A 23,101-nucleotide genomic window follows, 5' to 3' on the forward strand; every position below is an offset into this window, starting at 1 on the left:
CTTTAAATGATTGTTAGGTTATTATTCATCACTTCTTAATGAAATTTCGCCACCAATATGAGCTTCAATTTTACCATTTTGTTCTAACAATAAGGCTCCTTGGTCATTTATACCTTTTGCTATTCCTCGAATAATGTTATCGCCAATTAATAGTTTTACAGGACGGTTAACAAAGTTATCTAGTCTATTCCAATCATTAATAAATGGCACTAAACCATGTTTTTCAAATTCTATTAATTGACTTTTTAAAGTTTTGGCAACCTGCGCAACTAATAAATTACGATCAACATTGCCTAAATTAGCCCATTTTTGGTTAACTATGTTGGTATCCGGGTTTGTCATGGTTAAATTGACGCCAACACCAATCACAACATGAGCACAGTCGCCAGTTTTACCTGCAAGCTCAACTAAAATACCAGCTAGTTTTTGATCGTTAAGATATAGATCGTTTGGCCATTTAACTTTGATGTCTTGGCCAGATAATGCACGTAAGGTATCAGCAATAACAATACCAACAACTAAACTCAATCCCATTGCCGCCGCTATGCCTTGTTCTAGTCGCCAATACATTGAAAAGTATAGATTAGTGCCAAAAGGTGAAAACCATTTTCGCCCTCGCCTTCCCCGTGCTTTGGATTGAAATTCGGCCACACAGCAATCGCCCGATGTTAATTGACCAATTCGATCCACTAGATATTGGTTAGTTGAATCAATAATCGGTAATATTTCACATCGACTATTCGATTGATAATGCTGGTTAATTTTGGTTTTATTAAGCAAATTAAGAGGCGCTGCCAAGCAATAGCCTTTACCCTGTACTGAGGTTAGCTCAATCCCCCATTCACGCAGTTGTTTGATGTATTTATTAATGCCAGCACGGGTTATACCAAAAATTGTTGCCAATTCTTCCCCTGAATGGAATTGGCCATCGGCTAGTATTTCAATTAATTTAAGCGGATTTTTGTAGTTGCGCATCCATTCCTCTTTTCTTGGCTAATAATATAATGAAGTATAACGAAATTATTGCAAAACTAACAAATAAATAGGTATTACTTGTTTTATCCATAATAAATGCTATCACCGCAGGTGCAACTAAACTCCCTAATGTGTTGGTCAATAGCATTGCTTGATTCATTGCCACAATATCTTGCTTTCTAACACACGAGCAAGCCCAAGCCATGGATATGGGATAAATGGTGTAAATAGTGGCACCTAATAAAATAATCGCCAACGTATCAAGCCAATCAAATATAAGCATGATACATGCGGCCAACATGAACAATGATTCAATTAGCAATACAAGTTGCCGTCCAAATTTGTCTGCACACCAGTTAGCAGGCATTTGTGCAATCACTCCTGATAAAATCAGTAAAATCATCCAATTAGCCACCTGAATATCACTATATCCTAAATGTGAGTAATAGGCTGGTAAAAGTGAATATAACGAACCAATTAACATACCTGCAATAACACAACCAGTTAACCCAAGTCGAGAAGGTTTATTTAATATCATTGGCATGATGTTAAAACTGCTTTTTTTCCTTTTCGGTAATTTATAATGGGTCAGCAAAATAAATAAAATTGCTAATCCCATTAGTAACATAATAACTAATCCAAAATATAATACGTTTTGCGGAAAATACTGCAACAAAGCTTGCCCTAAAACCGTACCTAGGTAATAAGTGGTTAAATAAACTGCCAGCATTTTTCCTCGCGTGCGTACAGGACCAGTGAGTAATATACAACTTTCTATAACCACCCAAGTGACCGCACAAGCAATACCTATAAAAAATCGCCACATTATCCAGCTATAAAAATTCATTGAAAAACTTAATCCAATGGTTGCGATGGCAAAAATAATGCAACTATAGGTGTATGTGTGCCGAGCATTGAATTTATTAATAAACCAATTGGCGAAAATGGTACCTAGCAAGTTACCAGTAAAATAACTTGATCCGACAAGACCAATTTGCCCAAGCGAAAACTCATAACGCACTAACCACAATGGTACCTGTGTGTTTAATGCTGACAACGAGATTGTTACAAAGAGCAAACTCGTTAGTAAAATAGGGAATGAATACGAATGTTTCATAATGTTATCGCGTATAATTATGGGTTAAAATTTGCGGGCAATTATAATTTGGTGCTAATTATAAATAATTGTCTGCATCTATTTCGCCTGAGTTGCCGATAAATCGGATTTCGGGTGATAAATTCACCGAGAATTTTTGTAATACACATTTTTTTATATATCGAGCTAATTCAACCACATCCTGTGCTGTTGCTTGGTCTTTATTAACTAAAACCAATGCTTGTTGTTGATGCACAGCCGCTCCACCTATTTGGTAGCCTTTAAGACCACACTGATCAATAAGCCAACCTGCGGCTAATTTTGTTTGATGATTAACTTGTGGATATATTGGCATGTTTGGATAAATTTCAAGTAGTTTGTCCGCCACAATTTTATCGATGACAGGGTTTTTAAAAAAACTTCCACCATTGCCTAAAACCTTTGGATCTGGCAATTTACTACGACGAATTTCACACACTTTTTCAAATATCATTTTTGCAGTAACAATTTTGGGATCAAAGTTTCGCAATTCCCCATAAGTTAAAACTGGCTGCCACTGTTTTGGTAATTTTATACCAACATTGATAACAGCATAACCTTGCAAATACGCTTTTTTGAAGATGCTTTCACGATATCCATATTGACCATCAGTTACAGTGATGATTTTGCCTGTAGCTAGTTCAAGTAGCTCCACATAATCGGCAACTTTTTGAAACTCAACACCATAAGCACCAATGTTTTGAATCGGTGCCGAACCTACACATCCAGGAATTAATGCTAGGTTTTCAAGCCCTGGTATGTTCTGCTTGATGGTTGTTGATACTAGATCATGCCAAGTTTCACCAGCACCAACTTTTAAATGCCATGCTTGTTCTGTTTCGCTAATGGTAATACCTTTGATACGATTAACAATAACAATACCATCAAAATCACAGGTAAAAAGTGTGTTACTGCCTTCGCCAATAATCATAATTGGTAAATTTTGGGAGTTATCTTGCCAAACTTGTTGTAATTGTTCGGGACTGGTTACAGTAACAACTTTTTGCGCAAAAACAGTTAAACCAAATGTATTAGGAATTTTTTGTTTCATTGATAACTACCTTTAATTTTTTGTGAAAATAGATGCCCGAAAATCAATCAATTTCTTAGGTTATTTTTATAGTTTGGGATCTATCGTATTTAATGTTTATATTACCACATTGGTTAGGAGCTGTTGATCTTTTGTATTAATCATAAGCATCCTTTACATTCTTAGTCACATCATGCAATGTACTAATGCAATCATACTGATATAATTTCTTGCCAACTTATTGTAACGTGTTACTACATTCAATAATGTTTCATTTTTCAGTGATTATCTGTTAACAATCTCACGAGCATAACAAATTGTTATTATTAGCATTTTGACAAAATTATATTATAACATCATCTTTAATAGCGTCTTTCTATTTTCTTTTATTGAAAGAGCAATTTCTTTTAGCTGTATTTGATATTTTAATTCATTGCTAGACGTGGCAAAGTGCTTAAAATGCAAGTGTTCAGTATACCTAATATGTAGAAATACGCCTTATCCGTTTTTAAATGTTTGCTAAATAGGTAACAATTATTTTTTCTTGATGATATAGGAGTCATATCGGATATTTGTGATACGAGGTTAGTGCTTTTTTATGTATATTTATTATAGTAGCTTCTCTAACAACTGTGAACAACATGATTTCTACATATAAATAAAAATTAAATCATTCCTAATAAAGAATAATTTACAGAACATAAAAACTTATCGGTATATTAGTAATGAATTTTAAGTAAATGTTTGCTAAAATGTAGCGATTTTTTAATTATTATCTGGAGAATTTTATGGCAGGTCATAGTAAATGGGCCAATACGAAACACCGTAAAGCTGCACAAGATGCAAAACGGGGTAAAATCTTTACCAAAATTATTCGTGAGTTAGTAACTGCGGCAAAATTAGGTGGTGGCGATCCAGCGTCAAATCCTCGATTACGAGCTGCAATGGATAAAGCGTTATCTAATAATATGACCCGTGATACCATGAACCGAGCTGTTGCGCGGGGTGTTGGTGGGGAAGATGATAGCAACATGGAAACAATTATCTATGAAGGTTATGGACCTGCTGGCACAGCTGTAATGGTTGAATGCTTGAGTGATAATCGTAATCGAACTGTGTCCGAAGTACGCCATGCATTTACAAAAACAGGTGGTAACTTAGGTACTGATGGTTCAGTTTCATATTTGTTCACTAAAAAAGGCGTTATTTCATACCCAGCTGGTACTGATGAAGACCAAGTTATGGATGCAGCGCTTGAAGCAGGGGCAGACGACGTTGTGACTTATGATGACGGCGCAATTGACGTATTTACTACACCAGAATCATTTGGTGAAGTAAAAGATGCGCTTGATGCTGCTGGGCTAGTTGCCGAAACCGCTGAAGTATCAATGATTCCAGCAACAAAAGTCGATCTTGATATTGAATCTGCACCAAAATTATTACGTTTAATTGATATGCTTGAAGATTGTGATGATGTTCAAGAAGTTTATCATAATGGTGAGGTTTCTGACGAGGTTGCTGCAACGCTCTAATGGCCATTATTCTTGGCATCGATCCTGGATCTCGTTTGACGGGTTACGGTGTAATCCATCAAACGGGACGACAACTTACCTACCTTGGTAGTGGATGTATCCGTACTGCTGTTGATGATTTACCTACTCGTTTAAAACGAGTATACGCTGGTGTTAGTGAAATTATTTTACAATTCCAACCTGATATGTTTGCTATTGAACAAGTTTTTATGGCTCATAATGCCGATTCCGCATTAAAGTTAGGTCAAGCAAGGGGAGCTGCAATTGTTGCTGCTGTAAATAATAATTTACCTGTTTTTGAATACGCAGCTCGTTTAGTTAAGCAGAGTGTAGTAGGAACAGGCGCAGCCGATAAAAAGCAAGTACAACATATGGTCAAATTATTATTAAAGTTACCAGCTAGCCCTCAGGCTGATGCCGCTGATGCTTTAGCTATAGCAATTACCCACGCCCATACAAGTCAATACTTAATAAACTCTCGTAAGTAAAATTATAAGAATTATAATGTGATCTAATTATTGGAGGAATATTAAGATTTCAGTTAATATAAAAAGAGTTATAAAATTCCTTTATAATATTCTCACAAAAAGTAAAAAACAGAACCAATAACATATTTGATTTAAAAGTTTTTACATACCCTTTTGTTATTTTCACCAACAAAAAAGAAGCTAAATAATAAATAAAACATTAATGGATTAATATCTTATTGGTTAGCTTCTTCGGTGTTATTATCTGTTTTTCCTTTAATTTTTTTAACATTTTCAGTTGCAACAGATGCCATTCTCCCCATTGTATCTCTTAGGATTTTTCCATCATCAGTTTTGAATGAAGAAAGTTGCTCCATTCCGTTTTCATCAACTTCAAAATATGTTGCTTCAACAAATCCAAGTTTACTTGCATAAAATAAATGAGGAATACTACCACGCGTCGAATTATAGACTTGAACTGCTGCGTTATAAGCTTCTCTTCTTTTTAAGATAGTATTTTCAATTTCATCAAGTTGTACCATTAATTGCTGATAGGTTGAGTTTGCTTTTAAATCAGGAAAACGATTAGCCAACATTTGAACATTACCTATAACTCGAGATGTTTCAGAAGTAGCAACATTTGCACTAGCAACACTATCGCTCTCTGTAATATTAAAGTGAGTTAGCTTCTCATGATCACCATAACTAGACGCTATGTCAGATAGTCTCTGAGCTATATCATGTCTTTTCTTTATTGTCACATAAATATTCGACTGCTTCTGTTTTACATTTTCAGCCAATCCCCTAAGTTTATTGTATGAAAAGAATAACCAACCTAAAATTAGAATTAAGAGAAATATTATTAACATAATTTAAAACCTTATTTGTAATCAAATTGCTATAATTAAAATGTTTGGCATTTTATACAACGTACAAAAGAACACGAATAAAATTAGACTGCTGTTAATTCACCTTTAGTAAACCACCATTAATAATATAAATATCTAGCTTGTAGTTTCTAGAAGTATATCATGCTCTAATTTTATCTAACTAGCATCAAACAAATTATTACATAATGTTCAGCGTAACACAGATTTTTATTTTTTCGCCTCATTATATAATAGCCATTTATTGTAATCTAGCATATCCCTTCTCAATGACTTCATGTAAAGCATGAAAAATGCGCTAATTCACAATAGCGCATTTTGTGTTTAATTATTTATTTCAAAACTACCATAAAAATAACCTTCTCATCTACTCGTTAGCAAATTATTTTGTCCATATCAATAATAATAAAGCTCAATGAGTATAATAACTTTTTACATTTAAATCATTTAAGTGTACTTTTTGTACTTAATAAAACTGCTTTATTTTTATGTTTTGTAAATAGTTTTGTTACAAATAAAAAGAACAAGGGAACATAAAATATTGCTAAAAATGTTGCTGTCAACATACCACCAATTACACCAGTACCTACCGCATTTTGGCTAGCGGAACCAGCACCACTATTTAATGCTAGTGGTAATACCCCTAAAATAAAGGCAAACGAAGTCATTAAAATCGGGCGTAGGCGCAGGCGACAAGCTTCAAGTGTAGCATCAATCAATGATTTACCCTCTTTTTCCAAGGCATCTTTGGCAAATTCTACAATCAATATAGCATTTTTAGCAGATAACCCCATTGTCGTTAATAGTCCTACAATAAAGTAAATATCGTTATCAAGCCCTCTAAACATAGTTGCAAATACTGTACCTAAAATCCCAAGAGGAATAACAAATAAGATCGAAATTGGCACTGTCCAACTTTCATACAATGCTGCTAATGATAAAAATACAACAATAATCGAAATAATGTAAAGAGTTGTTGTTTGTGAACCTGTTTGACGTTCTTGATAAGAAATATCAGTCCAGTCAAAAGTAAATCCTTTAGGCAAATTTTTCGATAATTCTTCCATTACAGCCATTGCTTGCCCAGAACTCAGACCTGGAGCAGCTGAACCACTTATCTCCATTGCTGCCACACCATCATAACGAACCAGTGAAGGAGATCCATAAGTTTTTGTCGTAGTAGCAAACGCATCATATGGAACCATTTCACCATTTTTATTTTTAACATGCCAGTAACTAAAATCATCTGGCAACATGCGATATGGTGCATCTGATTGTAGGTATACTTTTTTAACTCGGTTATTATAAACAAAATCGTCAATATAAGCAGAACCTAAAGCTGTGGACAATACAGTATTTACTGAATTTACCGAAACGCCTAATGCTTGTGCTGCTTCAAAATCAACATTAATTTTGTACTGCGGAACATCTAGCATACTTCCCGGTCTAACTTGTTGCAGTTTAGGATGATGAGAAGCTTGACCCAACATTTGGAAAAATGCACCTACCAAAGCATCATGCCCATAACTAGCCGTATCTTTCAGTACATAAGAAAAACCATTAGCCATACCTAATGCTGGAACAGCTGGTAAGTTGGTAACAATTACCCTTCCCTCGGTTATAGTAGAAGCAAATCCCCAACCGCTAGCGACTAAAGCATTAACTTTTTGATCTGCGCGTTTACGTTGTTCCCAATTTTTTAATCGAACAAAGCCTAGCCCCATATTTTGCCCACGACCAACCATACTAAATCCAGCTACAGTAAATATTTCCTCAACTGAATCAGCTTTTTGCTCAGTATAAAATTTTGCCGTTTTATTTAAAACTGACATAGTTTGCTCTAAAGTTGATCCTGGCGGTAGCTCAACCATAACTAAAAGCACACCCTGATCTTCATTAGGTAAAAAACCAGTAGGTAATCGATTAAAGCCAAAGATTAATCCAACTAGAATTAAAGCATAACAAACAAAAGCTATTAATGGATAACGAACAACTTTTATTACACCTTTTTCATAATGGCGTAAACTTTTTTCATAGAACTCGTTAAACCATTTAAAGAATTTTTTTGTGCCAACAGAACACCAACTAAATGGTGGTATAGATTCTAACTTGTCACCTAACGAGTTTCTTTTTAATTTACTTTTAGATGGTGCTTTTAAAATTTGAACACAGAGCGCTGGAGTTAATACAATTGCCATCAACACTGATAATGCCATCGCTGTTACAATGGTAATTGAAAATTGGCGGTAAATTCCACCCGCTGCACCTCCATAAAACGCCATAGGAACGAATACTGCAGATAACACGACTGCAATACCAACCAACGCTGAAGTAATTTGTTCCATCGATTTAACGGTTGCATCATAAGGTGATAAACCTTCATCATGCATAATACGTTCAACGTTCTCAATAACAACTATTGCATCATCTACCAACAAGCCTATGGCAAGCACCATTGCAAACATAGATAATGTATTAATCGTAAACCCACAGATATACAAAACAGCAAAAGTTCCTAGCAATACCACAGGTACGGTAATCGTAGGTATAAGTGTCGAACGAAGATTTTGTAAAAAGACATACATTACAATAACAACTAAAATAATAGCTTCAATCAATGTATGTACTACGTTATTAATTGATAATTTTACAAATGGTGTTGTGTCATATGGATAAGCATAGTGAATATCTTCAGGAAAGATTTTTGATAATTCAGCTAATTTTTTATCTACCTGATCAGAAGTTTCTAATTGGTTAGCTCCTGTTGCCAAATAAATACCAAGACCTGCAGATGCTTTACCATCATAATAAGAAATAAAGTTATAATCAGACGCACCAATTTCAACCGTTGCTATATCTTTTAATAAAAGATTAGAACCATCTGTATTTACACGCACTAAAATATTTTGAAATTGTTCGGGTGTTTTTAAACGTGATTGAGCAGTAATTGTCGCATTGAGTTCTTGTCCATCTGTTGATGGTAAGGCACCTAATTGCCCTGCTGTTACTTGCGCATTTTGTGCTTGAATAGCCGCAATGATTTCTTCAATTGATAAATTAAAATAGGTCAATTTATTTGGATCAAGCCAAATACGCATTGCATATTCAGAACCAAACAATTGAGTATCACCTACACCCTGTACACGTCTAATCTGATCTTGCACTGTTGAATAAACAAAATCAGCAATATCAGCTTGTGTTTTTTTAGGATTTGTTGAATAAAAACCCACAACCTTTAAAAAGTTGGTGTTATTTTTTGCAACAGAAACACCATTTTTTTGCACACTTTCTGGTAGCCTTGATTTAATACTCTCTACTTTATTTAACACTTGTACTTGAGCAAAATCGGGATTAGTTCCAGGAGCAAAGGTTAACGTCGTTTGAACAACACCTTGTGCACTACTGGTTGATTTCATATAAATTAGATTATCCAATCCAGTTAAATTCTGCTCAATCAACTGAGTAACAGTATTTTCGATGGTCTGTGCATCGGCACCTGGGTAAACAGCACTAACAGTTACAGCAGGAGGGGCAATGTCAGGGTACTGCTCAACAGCTAGTAGCTTTATACATAAAGCACCTCCTAGCATCATCATGATAGCAATTACCCATGCAAAAACAGGTCTATCAATAAAAAACTTAGCCATAATTCACCTACTCCTGTTTTATTTCATACTGTTTTTTATGATACTGTCTAATTGTTCTTGTGAAAGTGTATTAGGATCCCCGACTTTTTCTACTTTCATAGGTGGAGCATCTTTTTGAGGGTTTTCAACAGAAGTTAAATTAAGTAATCCAGTAATAATAACCTCTTCACCAATGTTAATTCCCTTTGTCACAACCCAATAACCACCAACTCCTGTGTATACTTGAATATCTTGCCGATACTCTACTGTATTATCAGGTTTCAAAATTTTTGCAGTATATTGCCCCAACTTATTGCTGGTAATTCCTTGCTGTGGAACAAGCACTGCATTTTTGATATAGCCTAATGTCAACTGAGGCTTAACAAACATGCCAGGTAAAATTTTCCCTTCACTATTTGTAAATTGTGACCGCAAAGTTACTGTACCCGTTGTTTCATTTACAGTCATATCAGAAAATTTTACACTACCTGGATAAGCGTATTTAGAACCATCATTGAAGTATAATTCGACATTATTACCTTTTACTGGTTCATAAATTATGTTTTCATCCTGAATATATTTATTATAACGAGTAGCCGCTTCTGTCATATCGACATAAATTGGGTCTAGTTGTTGAACTAGTGCAAGTGGTGTCGATTGACCTGCCGACACTAATGCCCCTTCAGTCACACTTGATTTACCTATATACCCATCAATTGGTGAATACACTTTTGTATATTCTAAATTGACTTTAGCTGTATGCTCAGCTGCTTGTGCAACTAATACTGCAGCTTCAGCCTGTTTAGCATCTGCAGCTGCTTTATCGTAATTTTGTTGGCTGATTGATTTAGTATTTAATAATCCAGCGTAACGCTTAAGAGTAAGTTGAGCAATATTTGCATTCGCTTTAGCGCTAGCAACACTTGCTACCGCACTATCATAATTAGCTTGATAAATAGCTGGATCTATTTGATAAAGAGATTGTCCAGCCTTAACATTCGAACTTTCGTCAAACTCGCGTTTTAAGACGATACCACCTACTTGAGGCCTAATTTCAGCAATTTGAGATGCAACAACCCTACCTGGTAAACCAATTTTTAATGTGTAATTCAATGGTTCCACTTTAAATACAGTTACCTTCGGTAATTTATTATTACCATTTTTTGAATTGCCATTATCACAACTTGTTAATAAAAGTAGGCTAGCACACGCCACAGGCAAGGCTAATAATAGCTTGTTAAATCTCATATAAAAATAACCTCAGTAAACTTAATAATTATTTTAATTTTTAATAATTGATCTTAGTTAAAAGTAATCGGCGATTTTACAAAAAATATGCATAGATTGTAAGTATCTTTACAAGTTAATAGCACAGAGTTCTAAAAAATAGCTAGTTAGATTATGATACTAAAAAAAAGTATTGCTAATTATGATTATTGCTAGAAATAAAGTAATATAGAGTAATTGATTTTTTGTGCTATAAAGTATCTTAAATAAAATGTTATACTACAAATATCAAATATGGTTGCTTTAATGAATATTAATTCATATTGCTAATAAAGAATAAAAAATTTACATTACTGTACTCCGCAATCACTTTTTCAAAAGATGATTGAATAATTTGAGTCTATATTTAATTTAATACAGAGATGGTTATTATGGATAATTTACGTATTGTTCTAGTTGTTGTTGCATCCTTGGTCATTATTGCATTGCTCATCCATGGGTTTTGGATCAATAAAAAAGAACGTTCTTCGCTTTTTAGTTCAAATAAAAAAGGAAAATTTGAACAAAATACTCAACAATATCAAAACTATTCTATGAATGACATAGAAGATGATGATGTTATCTTACTCAAACCTAAAACAACAAAAAGCAGTGAAACCGTTGAAAACGATGTAATTATTAATGAACTCACAAAAGAGCAAGAGATAATACCTCAACAAGAAGATTTATTTGTTGATAATAACGACAAACAAGAGATTAATACTGAAACAACGAAAGAACCAGCTGTCAATGTTGAACTTGATCTTTTTGAGGATGAACAACAACCTGATTTAATTCTTACAACGAAAGAAAAACCATCAGATACTAATAATGAAATTAAACATAACGAGGAACCCAAAAAACTAAATATTGACACTGAACAATCCACAACCGAAATTATTGTATTAAATATCACAGGCATTAACGGAAAATTATTACAAGGTGATGTGTTACTCGCTAGCATTATGCAATCTGGTTTTCAGTTCGGTGATATGAGAATTTTTCACCGCCATGTAGATCCTGCGGGTAATGGAGCAATATTATTTAGTTTAGCCAATATGGTGACACCTGGATATTTGGATCCCGATACAATGCATGAATTTACCACACCTGGTGTGTCTATTTTTATGGTTGCGCCTACAGAGGGTAACAATCAGCAAAACTTCAAATTAATGTTGCAAACAGCACAACGCATAGCTGACGATGTCAACGGTGTAGTATTAGATGATGAACATCATATGCTAACCCCTCAAAAAATAGACAGTTATAAAGAACGTATTAAAAAGGTCAGTAACGAAATTTAACCGTAGTCTTTTCAGCAAATCTTTTAAAAAATTCCACCAACTTGGTTTGGTGGATAAAAATGAATATAACCTATTTATAATATTTTCCCAAACCTTCGTTTTAATAAGAGCATATAACCATGTCGCTACATAATGAAACAAAAAATTCAGTAAATTCACCTGAATTGAATAAAGACATAGCGAAGCAATTGACTTCACTACGCAACCTAATTAGACATCATGAATACTGTTATTATGTCCTTGATACACCAGAAATTCCCGATGTTGAATATGATAAATTAATAAAGCAACTACAAACATTAGAACAGCAAAACCCAGATCTTATTACTCCCGACTCACCAACCCAACGAGTTGGTGGTTCCCCATTAGCCCAATTTGCATCCATTAAACATGAAATACCTATGCTATCACTAGATAATGTCTTTGATGATGCTAGTTTTATTGCATTTAACAAGCGAGTTAAAGATCGTCTTCATTTAAACGATGCTGAACAGGTTGAATATTGTTGTGAGCTCAAACTTGACGGACTTGCTGTCAGTCTTCTTTATGAAAATGGTCGTTTTATACAAGCAGCAACGCGAGGAGATGGTACAACAGGAGAAGACATAACAGCCAATGTAAAGACTATCAAAACAATTCCACTAGTTCTAAGAGGCGATAACATCCCTTCTAGATTAGAAGTTCGAGGAGAAGTCTTTATGACACATAAAGGCTTCGAAAAACTCAACGCAGATGCAGAAAAGCATAACGAAAGAGTATTTGCCAATCCACGTAATGCAGCCGCTGGTTCATTAAGACAATTAGATCCTAAAATTACAGCAAAAAGACCATTAGCATTTTTTTGTTATGGTGTTGGTATTGTCGAAGGTACCACATTACCTGACACTCATTACGATCGTTTAATGCAATTTAAAGCTTGGGGGTTACCAGTTAGTAATAAAGTACAAAAACGCCAAGGGGTGCAAGCCGCTCTAGATTATTTTAAACTAATTGGTGAACAGCGTATGTCATTAGATTTTGATATCGATGGTGTAGTAATTAAAGTTAATAGTATTGAACTACAAAATCAGCTTGGATTTGTTGCTCGAGCACCAAGATGGGCCACAGCATTTAAATATCCGGCTCAAGAAGAAATTACAAAATTAAATAAAGTAGACTTTCAAGTTGGGCGAACAGGTGCAATTACTCCTGTAGCAAGGCTTGAACCTGTATCAGTTGCTGGCGTTATTGTGAGCAATGCGACATTACATAATAGCGATGAAATAATCCGATTAGGTATCCGTGAGGGTGACTATGTAACAATACGCCGAGCTGGTGACGTTATTCCTAAAATAGTAGCCGTCATAGTAGATAGAAGACCCGCCGACACAAAAGAAATCATCTTCCCGACACACTGCCCTATTTGTGGCTCGCAAATAGTTCGAGACGAAGGTGCAGCGATATCACGCTGTGCTGGAGGTTTGATTTGCCCTGCACAACGAAAAGAAGCCTTAAAGCATTTTGTTTCACGGCGAGCAATGAATGTTGATGGTATGGGAGAAAAAATTATTGAACAACTAGTTGATAAAGAATATGTCAAAACACCAGCAGATTTATATAAACTAAATCTACCAACGCTATGTAGTTTAGATAAAATTGGGGAAAAATCTGCCAATAACTTATTAAATGCACTAGAGGTATCTAAAAATACTACATTAAGCCGTTTTATATTTGCGCTTGGAATTCCGAATGTTGGTGAAGTTACTGCCGAAAATCTTGTTAACCAACTTGGTAGTTTATCAGCAATTGAGAATGCCTCACTAGAAAAACTACAATCAGTAAACGAAATTGGTGCCGTCATTGCAGAAAGCATTATTGACTTTTTTCAAGAACCACATAATCGCAATGTAATTGAACAACTAACCAGTAATGAAGTAGGCATTCACTGGCAAGATGTCATTCTACAGGTACAAGAGATCGCCATTAACTCACCTTTTTCAGGAAAAACTGTAGTATTAACTGGTACATTGTCGGTTTTAACACGAGATGAAGCCAAAGATAAATTAAAGCAACTAGGCGCCAAAGTAACCGGCAGTGTTTCGAAAAACACTGATCTAGTCATTGCAGGAGAAGCAGCAGGCTCTAAACTTAATAAGGCTCAAGAACTAGGAATAAAAGTTATTGATGAGCAAGAATTAATAAATTTACTTGATCAGTAAATATCAAATCTACTGGTACTTATTAGTAAATTGATTAGAATAACAATTATCAAATAACAAGGAGGAAATTATGCCTTTACTAGACAGTTTTAAAGTTGATCACACAAAAATGAAAGCACCCTTTGTGCGAATTGCAAAAACAATGGTGACCCCAAAAGGTGACAGCATTACTGTGTTTGATCTACGCTTTACCATTCCAAATAAAGACAACCTTCCAGAAAAAGGAATTCATACATTAGAACATTTATTTGCTGGTTTTATGCGCGATCATCTTAACAGTGATAAAGTTGAAATAATCGATATTTCACCAATGGGATGTCGTACAGGCTTTTATATGAGCTTAATTGGCAAGCCCAATGAAGCACTAGTTGTAGATGCATGGCTAAAATCAATGCATAACGTATTAAATGTAAAATCACAAAATCAGATTCCTGAATTGAATGAGTATCAATGTGGTACCTATAAAATGCACTCATTAGATGAAGCTAAAGCCATTGCTGAACAAATTATAAAATCTAGCATTAGCATATGCCATAACGATGAAATCGCATTAACTGATGAACAACTTGCCCAAATTAATAATCACTAGGAGATATCTATGCCTAATGTCGTTATAGATTTTTTAGAAGGCCGCACTATAGAGCAAAAAAGAGAAATGGCAAAACGCGTAACTAATGCCATCGTTGAAACCCTTAACTGTAAACCAGAGGCAGTACAAATCATAATGCACGAATTATCTAAAGATCAGATTGCTAATGGTGGTGTGCTACGCAGCGATAAAAATTGATTTTAAAGGTGCCAAATAATTGGCAATTATCACATAAACCTAAATTAAAATTTTTCTCTTATTATCAAGTAACAAAAACTCAAAATAATATTTTTTATTTTGAGTTTTTATTTCAACATTTTTACTATTTTGGATAAATTCAATTACAAACCAATAAGTTCTCTTAGTAAACTTAAATTTTTAGTGATTGCAATTATAGTGATGCAAATGAAGTAAGTGTCCCATTTTATTTGCTTTTGTTTCTAGATAATGCTCATTGTTTGGATTTCCACCAACTTCCAATGGCACCCGTTGTATAATTTTAATTCCTGATTGTTCAAGCACTCGTATTTTCTCGGGATTGTTGGTTAATAAGCGAATTTGTGATACGCCTAATAAAGTCAGCATATCTGCGCATAGAGTAAAATCTCGTTCATCTGCTGCAAATCCCAATTGCTCATTAGCTTCAACCGTGTCCAAGCCTTGATCTTGTAGCGCATAAGCTCTGATTTTATTCAATAAACCAATATTACGTCCTTCTTGCCGGTGATAAATTAAAATCCCTTTACCCTCCTTTGCAATTTGTTTTAAGGCTGCTTCTAACTGAAAACCACAATCACAGCGTAAGCTAAAAAGCGCATCGCCTGTTAAGCATTCAGAATGAATTCTTGTGAGAACTGGTGTATCGCCAGATATATCACCAAATACTAATGCGGCATGATCCTTTTTTGTTGCAATTTCTTCAAATCCAACAATAATGAAACACCCCCAAGGCGTCGGCAATTTCGCTTGTGCAACACGTTTTAATTGCATTATTATCTCCATTTTCAATAAGGATAAATAAGATTTTATAAAAATAAATTTATCTTCTATGCTAAAATATTAAGCAAAAGCAATTTATACTTAATTGAGTTTATAAATGAGGTTAGTAATAAAAAAAACAATAGCCCTACTGGCTATTTTCTTAGCTGTTCCTTTTACTATTATAGCCATAAATTGGCATTGGCAACCAGCATCCTTAAATAATACATCTAAATGTTTATTTTTAATAACTGAAACAGCAAGTTTTCCTTGGGGAATTATCACCTCAACAATTTTATTCATTGTATTTTGTCTGCTATTACCCCAAAAAACAAAAAAAAGAATCATATTATTATGGTTGCTTCTTGTGAGTGCAATATTAAGTGGGCAAATAATTAAAAGCTTTTTAAAATCACAAACCGCTGAATCACGGCCTTATGTACTTTGGATGGCTCAGGAATATAATATTAATGATCAACAATTTTATTCGAAATCACGTTCAGAAAGAAAAGAAATTATTCATCAATTATTTAACAATTCATCAACAATTCCCAGTTGGTTATCAAGCCACTGGCAAAATGAAACGGGATATGCTTTTCCTTCTGGGCATACCTTGTTAGCTGTAACTTGGGCACTATTGGCCTTAATATTACTAAAATTTAGACAACATTATGTGATAGTATCTTCTATCATTATTTGGTCAATATTAATTGAATTAAGCCGGTTATTATTAGGCATGCATAGTCCTATTGATCTAATAACAAGTATATTAATCGCATGGATAATCTCATTAATTTGCTATTTTTATGCTAGAAAATGGCATATAGTAGACAAATGATTATTAAATATTTTGAGAAAGTAACATTTACAACAAACAATATTATTTTTAGGCAATATAGTTAATAATCTAATTAGCCAAATACAAAAAGAAATTATAAGAATAGAAGAGTATAATAAACGAAAGAGTTTAACTAAAACAAAATTTAACTAAAACAAAAAAAAGAAAGGTCAACATTATGAAATTTGTTATATCAATTTTATTGATAATTATCATCTTTGCCATCTCAATAGCAATAGGATCGGCTAATGATCAAATAGTAACCTTCAATTATTTGGTAGCTAAAACTGAAACCCGCTTATCAGTCTTATTAGCTATTTTATTTGGTTCGGGGTTTATTGTTGGTTGGATATTAACCGGCATTTTCTTTCTAAAATCTAAATTACAGCACTCATCAACAAAACGTAAACTAAATAAATTACAAAAAAAATATGATGAAGGCATGGCTAATAACCAGCAAATAAACACAACTAAAACTAATTAAGAATAGGTTACTATGTTTGAACTGTTATTTTTGTTACTTCCTATTGCCGCCGCATACGGTTGGTATATGGGTGACAGAAATGCAAAACAGAAACATCTAAATCAATCTAATCGACTATCTCGTGAATATGTTGATGGTTTGAATTTTCTTTTATCTAATCAAAAAGACAAAGCTGTCGATCTTTTCTTAGACATGTTAAAAGAAGACGATGGCACACTTGAGGCGCATTTAACATTAGGTAACTTATTCCGCTCTCGGGGTGAAGTTGATCGTGCTATCCGCATTCATCAAGCGCTATTAGAAAGCTCATCTTTAACATTTGAACAAAGACTATTAGCTATTCAACAACTAGGTAGAGATTACATGGTTGCAGGCTTTTACGATCGTGCTGAAGAGACATTTTTGCAATTAATTGATGAAGAAGAATTTCAACAACATGCATTACAACAACTTATTATCATATATCAATCAACCAGTGAATGGATAAATGCCATCAACATGGCAACTAAATTGGTTAAACTTGGTAATATAAAATACAAAACCGATATTGCACAATTTTATTGTGAATTAGCGTCAATAGCGATTGATAATGATGATCTTGATAAAGCCAATAGCCTATTACAAAAATCAGCCATTGCAGACACTAAATGTGCTCGTACTTCACTCATGTTGGGGCAAGTTCTTATGGTACAAAACAAAACTGAGCAAGCTATCAAATCTTTTCAGCAAATATTACAGCAGGACAAAGCTTTTATTGGCGAAGCATTACCTGCATTAAAAGAGTGCTACCTAAAGCTAAATAATCAATATGAATTTCAAGAATTTTTACAAATATGTGTCGATCAAGATACAGGTAATGTTGCTGAATTAATGCTTGCTGATGTTATCGAAAAAGAAAAAGGTCTAGACGCCGCACAATATTATATGTATCGAGAATTACTGAAACACCCTAATTTAAAAGGGTTCTATCGATTAATGAATTATCATGTTGCTGATGCAGAACAAGGTAAAGCTAAAGAAAGCCTTTTACTTTTACGCAACATGGTTGGCGAACAAATAAAAGCAGTACCCAATTATCGATGCCAGAAATGTGGATTCACAGTTAACTCACTCTACTGGTTATGCCCTGCTTGCCGTTCGTGGTCAACAATAAAACCTGTTCGTGATTTTGAACAACATTAAAATAAACAAAGAAGAGATTTTTATGTTTTTAATTGATTCTCACTGTCATTTAGATAGTTTAGACTTTAGTACTAAATCCATCAAAGATGTTTTACAAGAAGCTATCAACAATAGCGTTAAACATTGCCTAAGCGTGGCAACAACTCTGTCGGGCTATGAATCGATGAAACATAGACTTACGCCTTATCAAACTCAATGCTCTTTCTCATGTGGGATTCATCCACTTAATCTTGATGACGAAACCTACGATGCCGAACGCTTTCAAACTTTAGCACAAGAAGACAACGTCATTGCACTTGGTGAAACGGGGCTTGATTATTACTACCAACAAGACAACTTAGAACTACAACAAACTATATTTAAAGAACATATTCGATTAGGACGAAAACTAAGCAAACCCGTTATTGTCCATACACGTAATGCTAAAGAAGACACTTTAAGAATTTTAAAAGATGAGCATGTCCACTCTGGTGTTTTGCACTGTTTTACAGAAGATATCGAAACAGCAAAACAACTATTGGATCTTGGTTTTTATATTTCCTTTTCAGGAATTATCACCTTTAAAAATGCCGAGGCTCTACGGGAAGTTGCGAAATATGTTCCACTTGATCGTATTTTGATCGAAACTGACTCACCTTATCTTGCTCCCGTACCATATCGAGGTAAAGAAAACCAACCTGCGTATGTTCGTGTAGTTGCGCAATATTTATCTGCTTTAAAAGGTGTTTCTTTAGAGGATATAGCCCAAAAAACCACCCATAATTTTTGCCAGTTATTCAATCTTCAAGGAAAATTAAATGAATTATAAATTAACTATTGATTGGGATGATTTTTTAAGAAAATTTTGGCAAAAAAAACCGGTAATCTTACGCAAGGCATTTGTTAATTTTATTGATCCCATAACACCAGACGAACTAGCTGGTTTAGCGATGGAAGAAGAAATTGATAGCCGAATTGTTTCTAATAAAGATGGTGTTTGGGATGCTAAATTCGGACCATTTACTCAATTCAATAACTTAGGTGAAGATCATTGGAGTTTGCTAGTACAAGCCGTTGACCATTGGCATGAACAAGCAGCGACCTTACTTAAACCGTTTAAATGCCTTCCACAATGGCAATTTGATGATCTAATGATTTCTTACGCAACCCAAGGCGCTGGAGTTGGACCTCATATTGATAATTATGATGTATTTATTATTCAAGGCATGGGTAGCAGGCGTTGGCAAGTTGGCAATTGCGATCCAAATTATAAACAATTTAATGCACACAAAGCATTATTACATGTCGAAGAATATCAACCAATCATTGACGAAGAGCTCACCACAGGCGACATTCTATACATTCCAACAGGTTGTCCGCATAATGGTATATCAATTGGTGAATCATTAAGTTATTCCGTTGGCTTTATGACACAAACATCACAACAACTATTAAGTAGCTTTGCTGATTATGTCATTGATAACCTACCAATTAGTATTTATTATCAAGATCCAGATTTAAAGCTACCTAATGATCCTCATCGCGTTCAACCTTATGAACTAACAAAGGTACAAGATCAAATTATTGATCTAATCAAAACACCTTCATTATTTAACGATTGGTTTGGTAGACACATTACTTTACCAATGCACGATCTAAATATTGTTCCAGTTGAACCACCATACAATTATGAAGAATTTGAATCATTACTAAAAGCTGGTGCAAAGCTACACCGTGTACTAAGCATTCGAATCTTTAAAGTAGGTGATTTTGGCTATATTCATGGTGAAAAAATTGACTTACCAATGCCTATCATAGATCTACTTTGTGAAAATGAAACACTATATTACGAACAGTTGCAGGATAAAAACACACTTAAAGTCATGCTTGATCTTGTCAACAAAGGTTATTGGTACTTCGCTGAAGATTAAATAAATCAACTGCCGATAACAAAATCGGCAGATAAAACGACTGTTCAGGGCATTAAGCTTGGCTTTTTACTAGTTTTAAGTATATACTTGCCCCGCTTTAATTTACCCTCCGTTTAATCACAAATTAAACATCATAAAACGCAAATTTTAAGTAACATCTATTTTTAAAAACTAGAGGTATACATGAAAACTGAAGCAAACACAGCCTTGCAAGCAGAAAGTGAAAACGAACATACAACCCCGTATCAAAAAAGAACCCTTTTTGCATCCACTGTCGGTTACGCACTTGATGGCATGGATATGATGATTTTAGGTGTATGTTTTAGTCTAATCTCGACCAGCTTTAACCTAACTAAGGCCGATTTAGGAACCTTAACATCAGTAACCTTACTTGGCGCAGTATTAGGTGGTATTTTATTTGGTATCCTTGCCGATAAATATGGTCGAGTAAGAGTCTTTTCATGGACTATTTTAATATTTTCTCTTTTCACCGGGTTATGTGCAATTTCACCTAACTATGAATGCTTTTTAATATTTCGCTTTTTAAGTGGACTTGGTCTTGGTGGTGAATTTGGAATTGGTATGACTCTAGTTTCTGAAAGCTGGCCTAAAAATAAACGCTCAAGAGCAACATCTATTGTAGCATTAGGCTTTCAAGTAGGTATCATCTTAGCCGCATTAACCGTTAATTTTATTGGTGAAATTTATGGTTGGCGCTGGGCTTTTGCCATGGGAGTACTGCCAGCTCTATTTGTTGCTTGGACACGTAAAGGTCTAAAAGAACCAGAAATCTGGCAAAATTTAAAAGCTCAAAATAAAAATAAAATAGCCATTGGTAAATTATTTAAAAATCCTCGAACCGTAGCAACTACAATAGGTTTAACTATTGCCTGTGCAGTACAAAATTTTGGTTTTTATGGGCTCATGGTTTGGATGCCAAATATGATTGCAACTGAACTCAAATTGCCATTCAAAAATACAATGTTCTGGACCATTTCAACAACAATTGGTATGTCATTAGGGATCTTAATTTTTGGTTGGTTATGTGATAAATTTGGTCGCCGTCCTTCTTATATCCTATTTTTATTCGTTTCGGCAGTTTCAATTTGGTTTTATTTTCATCAAACTGATATGTTTATATTAATCATATTTGGTTCAGCAATTGGCTTTTTTGTAAATGGCATGATGGGCGGATATGGTGCATTACTTGCTGAACATTACCCAACAGATGCCCGTTCAAGTGCTGAAAATATTATTTTTAATGTAGGTCGAGGAATTGCAGGAATATCGCAAGTTTTAATTGCATATTTAGCTACTGTTTATTCAATTAGCTACGCATTAGCTTTACTGTCTGCTGCTTATTTATTATCAGCGGCTGCATTTGTATTTTTAATACCCGAAACAAAAGGTAAAGAACTAGAATAACTCAAAAAAAACAGGGTAAATCACCCTGTTTTATATCACATTAATAAATTATATCAAAAATTAAAACAAACTACTTTAGTTAGCAGTACAAGAAGCTGGTGTCAATTTAACACTAAATAATTGCTCATCATTTATATAATAATTATGACTAACACCATTTGGGAATGCATCCCTAAGTTGTTTAACTTGTGAGCTATTACTACAATAAAGTGTTTTTAGACTTTCTGTCGTCATTTTTTGAGTATCAGGAATTGATAACTCATCTTTTGAACTATCAATTACATATTTATAATTAATTAAATCATTATCTTTAGTTATATCAATCAAATTAGTTTTTGCATCAACTTTAACTGGAAGCATTTTTTTTGCTTCGTTAATAATAGTTTCTTGCAAACGACTTAATTCAGTATTTTTTGAAGAATCACCAACTGCTTTATTAGCATCAGATTTTGAATTATCACAACTACAAAGAACCAAGCTTATCAAAATTGCTGACACTGTTTTTAAACTTTTCATTATTATTCCTTTGAGTAAATTTTATAAATTACATATCGACCACTTATTTAAAAAGTGGTCAATAAATTGTAAAATATCAGTGAAAAAAGTACATAAAAAAATTTACAATTTAAAACAAAAAATAAATAAAAATAAGCTTTAATAAGCCCCACCCATTTAGTGCTGATGATTTCTACTATTTTTTAAGTTGATTAATGGTTATTTAGAATCACAATCACTCGGTTTCAAATCAAACGACATAATTTTCTCATTTTCAAGATAATAATTATGACTTACTCCATTTGGGAATATGAGTTTCAACGCTTCAACATTCGGGTCATTACCACAATATAAAGTAACTATCGTGTTTAATACAGATTGCTGATTTTGCTTTAGCAATATCACATCTTTAGGCAAACCTTTTATAATATATTTATAAATAAGTTTATTGTTATCTTTTGATATGTCATTGAACATCGTAAATTTATCAATCACAATGGGTAACTTTTCTTTTATACCTGCAACAACCGAATCTTGAGCAAAACTATAATCACCATCTTTTTGCTCATTAAATTCTTTGATTTTTTCAGGTGTTGATTGAGCAATAATATTTTGTCCTCTTTCAACAATATCCATATTCTCTTGAATACCAGTTCGCTGAGTACCCATAACTTTTGCTTCTGAATTATTAAAACCAAATAATATTATTCCCATTAACATCACAAATGTTATTTTCATGCCTTTCATGTTTATTCCTACCCAAGCTAATTCATCACTACC

22 protein-coding genes are annotated in these 23,101 nt (G+C 34.0%); 12 read left to right on the forward strand and 10 right to left on the reverse strand.

What is annotated here, in order from left to right:
* Positions 1-21: 21 nt before the first annotated feature.
* From birA to murB, 3 genes are read right to left on the reverse strand one after another with little or no spacing between them, the layout of a single operon-like run.
* Positions 22-975 (reverse strand): bifunctional biotin--[acetyl-CoA-carboxylase] ligase/biotin operon repressor BirA, encoded by a 954-nt coding sequence (gene birA / locus A9G44_RS00580; protein ID WP_065608845.1) that lies wholly within the window; start codon positions 973-975, stop codon positions 22-24.
* The gene (locus tag A9G44_RS00585) at positions 950-2,092 is read right to left on the reverse strand and encodes an MFS transporter (RefSeq protein ID WP_034914144.1); all 1,143 of its coding nucleotides are present in this window, start codon (positions 2,090-2,092) and stop codon (positions 950-952) included. The genes birA and A9G44_RS00585 overlap by 26 nt, the downstream gene beginning before the upstream one ends.
* A gap of 58 nt (positions 2,093-2,150) precedes the next feature.
* Positions 2,151-3,161, reverse strand: coding sequence for a UDP-N-acetylmuramate dehydrogenase (murB, locus tag A9G44_RS00590; protein WP_065608846.1), 1,011 nt, complete (start codon positions 3,159-3,161; stop codon positions 2,151-2,153).
* A 767-nt stretch (positions 3,162-3,928) separates the two neighbouring features.
* On the opposite strand from murB, the gene A9G44_RS00595 reads away from it, so the two are divergent.
* Together A9G44_RS00595 and ruvC are read left to right on the forward strand one after the other, a co-directional pair.
* On the forward strand, positions 3,929-4,672 hold the full coding sequence (locus A9G44_RS00595; protein WP_065608847.1) for a YebC/PmpR family DNA-binding transcriptional regulator: 744 nt from the start codon (positions 3,929-3,931) through the stop codon (positions 4,670-4,672).
* Positions 4,672-5,160: a crossover junction endodeoxyribonuclease RuvC gene (ruvC, locus tag A9G44_RS00600; protein ID WP_065608848.1), complete on the forward strand. Its 489-nt coding sequence runs from the start codon at positions 4,672-4,674 to the stop codon at positions 5,158-5,160. Before A9G44_RS00595 ends, ruvC begins: the two co-directional genes overlap by 1 nt.
* Positions 5,161-5,375: 215 nt before the next feature.
* Here the strand turns inward: ruvC and A9G44_RS00605 are convergent, their stop codons facing one another.
* The 3 genes from A9G44_RS00605 to A9G44_RS00615 form a co-directional block, all read right to left on the reverse strand.
* A complete protein-coding gene (locus A9G44_RS00605; protein WP_065608849.1) occupies positions 5,376-6,008 on the reverse strand; it encodes a LemA family protein in 633 nt (210 codons plus the stop codon).
* Positions 6,009-6,469: 461 nt separating this feature from the next.
* On the reverse strand, positions 6,470-9,673 hold the full coding sequence (locus A9G44_RS00610) for an efflux RND transporter permease subunit (protein WP_065608850.1): 3,204 nt from the start codon (positions 9,671-9,673) through the stop codon (positions 6,470-6,472).
* 18 nt (positions 9,674-9,691) lie between these two features.
* Positions 9,692-10,900 carry an efflux RND transporter periplasmic adaptor subunit gene (locus A9G44_RS00615; RefSeq protein WP_065608851.1) on the reverse strand — a complete coding sequence of 403 codons (1,209 nt, stop codon included), beginning with the start codon at positions 10,898-10,900 and terminating at the stop codon, positions 9,692-9,694.
* A 410-nt stretch (positions 10,901-11,310) separates the two neighbouring features.
* On the opposite strand from A9G44_RS00615, the gene zipA reads away from it, so the two are divergent.
* The 4 genes from zipA (at position 11,311) to A9G44_RS00635 (ending at position 15,207) form a co-directional block, all read left to right on the forward strand.
* A complete protein-coding gene (zipA, locus tag A9G44_RS00620) occupies positions 11,311-12,222 on the forward strand; it encodes a cell division protein ZipA (RefSeq protein ID WP_179854772.1) in 912 nt (303 codons plus the stop codon).
* A gap of 119 nt (positions 12,223-12,341) precedes the next feature.
* Positions 12,342-14,420 carry an NAD-dependent DNA ligase LigA gene (gene ligA / locus A9G44_RS00625; RefSeq protein ID WP_065608852.1) on the forward strand — a complete coding sequence of 693 codons (2,079 nt, stop codon included), beginning with the start codon at positions 12,342-12,344 and terminating at the stop codon, positions 14,418-14,420.
* Positions 14,421-14,490: 70 nt separating this feature from the next.
* Positions 14,491-15,009 (forward strand): S-ribosylhomocysteine lyase, encoded by a 519-nt coding sequence (gene luxS, locus A9G44_RS00630; RefSeq protein ID WP_034914159.1) that lies wholly within the window; start codon positions 14,491-14,493, stop codon positions 15,007-15,009.
* Positions 15,010-15,018: 9 nt separating this feature from the next.
* Positions 15,019-15,207, forward strand: a complete 189-nt coding sequence (locus A9G44_RS00635) for a 2-hydroxymuconate tautomerase (protein ID WP_034914162.1) — start codon at positions 15,019-15,021, stop codon at positions 15,205-15,207.
* Between the two features lie 180 nt (positions 15,208-15,387).
* On the opposite strand, the gene ribA is transcribed toward A9G44_RS00635, so the two are convergent.
* On the reverse strand, positions 15,388-15,999 hold the full coding sequence (gene ribA, locus A9G44_RS00640; RefSeq protein WP_034914165.1) for a GTP cyclohydrolase II: 612 nt from the start codon (positions 15,997-15,999) through the stop codon (positions 15,388-15,390).
* A gap of 90 nt (positions 16,000-16,089) precedes the next feature.
* Complete coding sequence (locus tag A9G44_RS13760; RefSeq protein ID WP_238552651.1) at positions 16,090-16,290, reverse strand: hypothetical protein; 201 nt, start codon at positions 16,288-16,290, stop codon at positions 16,090-16,092.
* Positions 16,291-16,354: 64 nt separating this feature from the next.
* Between A9G44_RS13760 and A9G44_RS00650 the strand changes: the two genes are divergently transcribed.
* The 6 genes from A9G44_RS00650 to A9G44_RS00675 all read left to right on the forward strand — a co-directional run bounded on the left by A9G44_RS00650 (position 16,355) and on the right by A9G44_RS00675 (position 21,826).
* On the forward strand, positions 16,355-16,825 hold the full coding sequence (locus A9G44_RS00650; RefSeq protein ID WP_065608853.1) for a phosphatase PAP2 family protein: 471 nt from the start codon (positions 16,355-16,357) through the stop codon (positions 16,823-16,825).
* 178 nt (positions 16,826-17,003) lie between these two features.
* Positions 17,004-17,309: a LapA family protein gene (locus A9G44_RS00655; RefSeq protein ID WP_034914045.1), complete on the forward strand. Its 306-nt coding sequence runs from the start codon at positions 17,004-17,006 to the stop codon at positions 17,307-17,309.
* Positions 17,310-17,321: 12 nt separating this feature from the next.
* Positions 17,322-18,491 carry a lipopolysaccharide assembly protein LapB gene (gene lapB / locus A9G44_RS00660; RefSeq protein ID WP_034914041.1) on the forward strand — a complete coding sequence of 390 codons (1,170 nt, stop codon included), beginning with the start codon at positions 17,322-17,324 and terminating at the stop codon, positions 18,489-18,491.
* A 22-nt stretch (positions 18,492-18,513) separates the two neighbouring features.
* A complete protein-coding gene (locus tag A9G44_RS00665; RefSeq protein WP_065608854.1) occupies positions 18,514-19,299 on the forward strand; it encodes a YchF/TatD family DNA exonuclease in 786 nt (261 codons plus the stop codon).
* Complete coding sequence (locus tag A9G44_RS00670) at positions 19,289-20,401, forward strand: ribosomal protein uL16 3-hydroxylase (RefSeq protein WP_034914033.1); 1,113 nt, start codon at positions 19,289-19,291, stop codon at positions 20,399-20,401. The genes A9G44_RS00665 and A9G44_RS00670 overlap by 11 nt, the downstream gene beginning before the upstream one ends.
* Positions 20,402-20,584: 183 nt before the next feature.
* Positions 20,585-21,826, forward strand: coding sequence for an MFS transporter (locus tag A9G44_RS00675; protein ID WP_051634280.1), 1,242 nt, complete (start codon positions 20,585-20,587; stop codon positions 21,824-21,826).
* 75 nt (positions 21,827-21,901) lie between these two features.
* Here the strand turns inward: A9G44_RS00675 and A9G44_RS00680 are convergent, their stop codons facing one another.
* Both A9G44_RS00680 and A9G44_RS00685 read right to left on the reverse strand, forming a co-directional pair.
* Positions 21,902-22,342 (reverse strand): hypothetical protein, encoded by a 441-nt coding sequence (locus A9G44_RS00680; protein WP_034914029.1) that lies wholly within the window; start codon positions 22,340-22,342, stop codon positions 21,902-21,904.
* 198 nt (positions 22,343-22,540) lie between these two features.
* Positions 22,541-23,068 carry a hypothetical protein gene (locus tag A9G44_RS00685; protein WP_065608855.1) on the reverse strand — a complete coding sequence of 176 codons (528 nt, stop codon included), beginning with the start codon at positions 23,066-23,068 and terminating at the stop codon, positions 22,541-22,543.
* Positions 23,069-23,101 lie beyond the last annotated feature (33 nt).

The sequence above is a fragment of the Gilliamella sp. Occ4-3 genome (genome assembly GCF_001690675.1).
GTDB lineage: Bacteria > Pseudomonadota > Gammaproteobacteria > Enterobacterales > Orbaceae > Gilliamella > Gilliamella bombi.

What these genes read in the sequence shown, in the direction of transcription:
- birA (WP_065608845.1), bottom strand. Translation starts at nt 975, where the DNA reads ATGCGCAACTACAAAAATCCGCTTAAATTAATTGAAATACTAGCCGAT.
- A9G44_RS00585 (WP_034914144.1), bottom strand. Translation starts at nt 2,092, where the DNA reads ATGAAACATTCGTATTCATTCCCTATTTTACTAACGAGTTTGCTCTTT.
- murB (WP_065608846.1), bottom strand. Translation starts at nt 3,161, where the DNA reads ATGAAACAAAAAATTCCTAATACATTTGGTTTAACTGTTTTTGCGCAA.
- A9G44_RS00595 (WP_065608847.1), top strand. Translation starts at nt 3,929, where the DNA reads ATGGCAGGTCATAGTAAATGGGCCAATACGAAACACCGTAAAGCTGCA.
- ruvC (WP_065608848.1), top strand. Translation starts at nt 4,672, where the DNA reads ATGGCCATTATTCTTGGCATCGATCCTGGATCTCGTTTGACGGGTTAC.
- A9G44_RS00605 (WP_065608849.1), bottom strand. Translation starts at nt 6,008, where the DNA reads ATGTTAATAATATTTCTCTTAATTCTAATTTTAGGTTGGTTATTCTTT.
- A9G44_RS00610 (WP_065608850.1), bottom strand. Translation starts at nt 9,673, where the DNA reads ATGGCTAAGTTTTTTATTGATAGACCTGTTTTTGCATGGGTAATTGCT.
- A9G44_RS00615 (WP_065608851.1), bottom strand. Translation starts at nt 10,900, where the DNA reads ATGAGATTTAACAAGCTATTATTAGCCTTGCCTGTGGCGTGTGCTAGC.
- zipA (WP_179854772.1), top strand. Translation starts at nt 11,311, where the DNA reads ATGGATAATTTACGTATTGTTCTAGTTGTTGTTGCATCCTTGGTCATT.
- ligA (WP_065608852.1), top strand. Translation starts at nt 12,342, where the DNA reads ATGTCGCTACATAATGAAACAAAAAATTCAGTAAATTCACCTGAATTG.
- luxS (WP_034914159.1), top strand. Translation starts at nt 14,491, where the DNA reads ATGCCTTTACTAGACAGTTTTAAAGTTGATCACACAAAAATGAAAGCA.
- A9G44_RS00635 (WP_034914162.1), top strand. Translation starts at nt 15,019, where the DNA reads ATGCCTAATGTCGTTATAGATTTTTTAGAAGGCCGCACTATAGAGCAA.
- ribA (WP_034914165.1), bottom strand. Translation starts at nt 15,999, where the DNA reads ATGCAATTAAAACGTGTTGCACAAGCGAAATTGCCGACGCCTTGGGGG.
- A9G44_RS13760 (WP_238552651.1), bottom strand. Translation starts at nt 16,290, where the DNA reads ATGAATAAAATTGTTGAGGTGATAATTCCCCAAGGAAAACTTGCTGTT.
- A9G44_RS00655 (WP_034914045.1), top strand. Translation starts at nt 17,004, where the DNA reads ATGAAATTTGTTATATCAATTTTATTGATAATTATCATCTTTGCCATC.
- lapB (WP_034914041.1), top strand. Translation starts at nt 17,322, where the DNA reads ATGTTTGAACTGTTATTTTTGTTACTTCCTATTGCCGCCGCATACGGT.
- A9G44_RS00665 (WP_065608854.1), top strand. Translation starts at nt 18,514, where the DNA reads ATGTTTTTAATTGATTCTCACTGTCATTTAGATAGTTTAGACTTTAGT.
- A9G44_RS00670 (WP_034914033.1), top strand. Translation starts at nt 19,289, where the DNA reads ATGAATTATAAATTAACTATTGATTGGGATGATTTTTTAAGAAAATTT.
- A9G44_RS00675 (WP_051634280.1), top strand. Translation starts at nt 20,585, where the DNA reads ATGAAAACTGAAGCAAACACAGCCTTGCAAGCAGAAAGTGAAAACGAA.
- A9G44_RS00680 (WP_034914029.1), bottom strand. Translation starts at nt 22,342, where the DNA reads ATGAAAAGTTTAAAAACAGTGTCAGCAATTTTGATAAGCTTGGTTCTT.
- A9G44_RS00685 (WP_065608855.1), bottom strand. Translation starts at nt 23,068, where the DNA reads ATGAAAGGCATGAAAATAACATTTGTGATGTTAATGGGAATAATATTA.